Genomic DNA, 3,404 nt, shown 5'->3' with positions numbered 1-3,404 from the left:
ATCGACCGCATCTGGGACGACTATCTGCCGAGTGATAAAACCTCCGGACCGAAGCCGAAGACCGCATTCAGGCATCAACTCCGGGTGCTGGTTCTAGACCTTTATGTCGCTTGGTTGGAAGACCCGGAACTATCTATCGGCGTCTCTATGTCCTCGAACTACTGGGACACGTCTTCCCGCTATAACGCGATCCATATATCCAAGAAGATCATCCCGATCATTCACACTCTAATCGAAGCAGGATTATTGGATGTTGCCAAGGGCAGCTACTCGGGTCCTCTGGCTCGGGGGAACAGAACGACGAGGATACGGGCCTCTGAGGTGATGCAGAGTTGGTTCGCCGAAGTGGCATTCCAACGAGATGACGTTGGTCGGGTCGAAGGCGAAGAGATCATCATTCTCAGAGGGGATAGTGTTGAGTCACTGGTCGAGTACGAGGATACCGACGAGATCATCAGAATGCGCGCTGAGCTTGAGCGCTATAACCAAGTAATTGCTGATGCGTTCATTGATATCCCAGTTTTGGAAGAACCGAAGGTCGATGATGTCAGCACCGATCATCATCATAAATTCACCCGCCGGATATTCAGTCGCTCTGACTTCAACCTGAATGGGCGCTTTCATGGTGGCTGGTGGCAACAGATCAATAGTGACTGTAGGTCGAAGATCTTCATCAATGATACGCCGGTCGTCGAGGTGGACTTCCGCAGTCTCCATGTCTCTCTCCTCAGTCTGGAGGCCGGGAAGGAACTCGCTGGTGACCCCTATGATCTGCCTGACAGACTTATCGCGGGCGCGCCTGCACCGCTTCAGCGCAAGTTTATCAAACGACTGATACTGACTGCTATCAACGCCGGGTCCAAAGACGCGGCCTTCAGAGCGTTCTGAGATGGGTTCCCGACTGGTCATGCTGGGAAGTCACTCACAAACGAGCAACTGGAGACCCTGCTGACGGGCTTTCTGGACAAGACGCCTCACATCAAAGACTACCTGTTCGCAGATCAGGGCATCCGGTTGATGAATCTCGATAGTCTGATAGCGGAACGCGTCCATCGTCACTTCTGCCACCAAGCCGTACCAGTCCTGTCCGTGCATGACAGTTACATCATCGACTATACCCGAGTCGGAGAGTTGAAGCGCGTGATGGCGGAGGCTTCAGAGGATGTGGCCGGCGCACCGTTGCCCACGTCGAACCAGTTCTATGGGCTGGACGAACAAGCCGACGCCAATGCGGACCATGCGAAAGACTATGTGATTTGGCGACAGACGGTCCGGTCAGAGGGCTATCTTCAGAGGTTGGCGGAACATGAACGAAGAACGGGGCGAGAGGTGGTGCCATTCGAGATTCAATATTGAAGCAGCGGAACTGGGTGGGTCGGGTAAGCTAAAGGGCGAAGGGCCAAATTGAGGAAAAAAGCAGCCATTGAACCATAAAGACAGCGTGAAAACCTTTGCTCCAGTCATTTAGTTGTCTCAGTTCAAATTTCGCGTCGCAACGACCACTTCGCGATGCATGAACTTCAAGCCTGCATAACAACATACCGGGCTAATTATTGTGGCAACCCTGCATTTTTCCAACCTTCACGCCAATTGCTTGCACAAGATGGAACAGTGAATATTGGTATTTGAGTCTGCGCTGAGGCTGCTGTCAGGCCGGGGCGTAATGCCTGAAGGTCCGCAACCGCTTGGCGAGCAGCAGCATCATCGGTGAGGTGTCCAAGGGCAGCAATCAGCATGAGATGACTCATAACGAAGCTTGAACGCACAGATAAGGCATTTCGGCAAGCCTTAACAGATTCTTCATAGCGCCCAAGATGAAATAGTGCACTTGCTTGAGCGAGGTAAGCAGCATGGCGCAACGGATCGTGCGGGCTAAGGTCAACAGATTGAGTCGCGTGGCTGAGTGCCTCCTCGGGGCGATTAAGCAGAAATAGGTTGATGGACGCCAGCATGTGAACTGTTGCGGCGTTTGGGTTTTGCTCGAGAGCTTGTTTAAACGCAACCCGCGCGCGTGGTAAATCCCGCGCCAGCATTGAGATTGAATGCGCAGCATACGCCAGTGCGATCCCGTCTGCACGATCGCTTAGCAGCACCCGTTCGGCTGCTTTTACGGCCTCTTTCGGCCCTTCGCCAATAGGCTTAAGCCCTTGGACCATGCGTTGAATATGCAACCAAGCCAACAAACCTGATGCGGACGCATATTGCGGGTCGCGACCCAGTGCAAGGGTCGTCAGCCTTATGGCCTCTCGATTGTCTTCATCCGTCAAAAGATGGAAGTGCGATTGCGCTCGCAGGTAAAGTTCATAGGCTTCCAAATTATCCGTGGGTTTCGCGCGCGCGCGGTTTGTTTCGGCGTGCCGTAGAGATGGCTCAATCGCTGTAACGACTTCCAGCGTGACTTTATCTTGAAGGTCGAAAATATCATCAAGCACGCCGTCAAAGCGTTCTGCCCAGAGATGACTGCCGTTTTCCGCATCAATCAACTGCCCAGTAATGCGGACGCGTTGACCTGCTCGTCTGACCGAGCCCTCGAGAACATAGCGCACTCCAAGAATGCGACCAACTTCGCGAATATCCGTGCTTTTGCCTTTAAAAGTGAAGGACGAATTTCGTGCCACGACCATCAGCCAGCGGAAACGAGACAACTCTGTGATGATGTCTTCTGTGATACCGTCCGCAAAGAATTCCTGTTCAGGATCGTCAGACATATTGTCGAATGGAAGCACTGCAATCCCAGGTCTAACATCCGTTATTTTCGATAGGTTGGCTGAAGTTCCCTTAGGCCAGCACCAAACACCAATGCGGCGCGTGATGTTTTTGAGTTCCGTCTGCTCACCGCCGTCGAACTTGGATGCGTCGCCTCGGTCAAGACTGTTGTGAGATGTATCCGACAACAATACCTGATCTGGCTCGGCCATTGCTTCGAGACGAGCGGCGACATTTATTCCATCACCAAAAATGTCGTCACCTTCGGTGACAACCTCGCCGGTATGAATGCCAATTCGAAGCTTGATACTGTCTGGTTTCTGAGCCGACTGTATTGCAATAGCGCAATCTGCAGCGTCTGATGTGGACTTAAACTCGGCGATCCAACCATCGCCCAAGCTTTTGATCATTGTCCCGCCATGGGCTTTCAGAAGCAATTGGAGCGTATCTTCACGAAATGATCGGAGCGCACTAATTGTACCTTCCCGGTCATGATCCATCAGTGCTGAGTAGCCGACAATGTCCGCCGCAAGCACCGTCGTAAGACGTCTGTCCATTCGTTCCCCCTGTTTTAAGGAACTTAACGCGACACTCGACTTCTGTCAGCCCGACAAGGTCGCCTTTCGAGTCTGGGTCCGAAATCCCCAGGTAATGCCCAACTCTGCTACCCGCTGAAGCTATTCCCAGATGCGGTCGAC

At 52.8% G+C, this 3,404-nt stretch carries 3 protein-coding genes; 2 read left to right on the top strand and 1 reads right to left on the bottom strand.

Annotated features, from left to right (window positions below):
• A partial coding sequence (locus tag AC2TAD_RS22230; protein ID WP_480870717.1) for a hypothetical protein occupies positions 1-888 on the top strand: 888 nt, incomplete at its 5' end.
• 129 nt (positions 889-1,017) lie between these two features.
• Positions 1,018-1,356 (top strand): hypothetical protein, encoded by a 339-nt coding sequence (locus AC2TAD_RS22225; protein ID WP_480870714.1) that lies wholly within the window; start codon positions 1,018-1,020, stop codon positions 1,354-1,356.
• A gap of 194 nt (positions 1,357-1,550) precedes the next feature.
• Here AC2TAD_RS22225 and AC2TAD_RS22220 read toward each other — a convergent pair whose 3' ends face one another.
• Positions 1,551-3,263, bottom strand: a complete 1,713-nt coding sequence (locus AC2TAD_RS22220; protein ID WP_480870711.1) for an adenylate/guanylate cyclase domain-containing protein — start codon at positions 3,261-3,263, stop codon at positions 1,551-1,553.
• Positions 3,264-3,404: the final 141 nt, after the last annotated feature.

Source organism: Ruegeria sp. HKCCD7628 (assembly GCF_057221005.1).
The sequence above is the reverse complement of the archived record's forward strand: the minus strand, read 5'-3'. Positions and strand labels throughout refer to the sequence as shown.

Bases quoted from the DNA above. Each gene is read 5' to 3' on its own strand.
- AC2TAD_RS22220 (WP_480870711.1), bottom strand. From the start codon at position 3,263: ATGGACAGACGTCTTACGACGGTGCTTGCGGCGGACATTGTCGGCTAC.
- AC2TAD_RS22225 (WP_480870714.1), top strand. From the start codon at position 1,018: ATGAATCTCGATAGTCTGATAGCGGAACGCGTCCATCGTCACTTCTGC.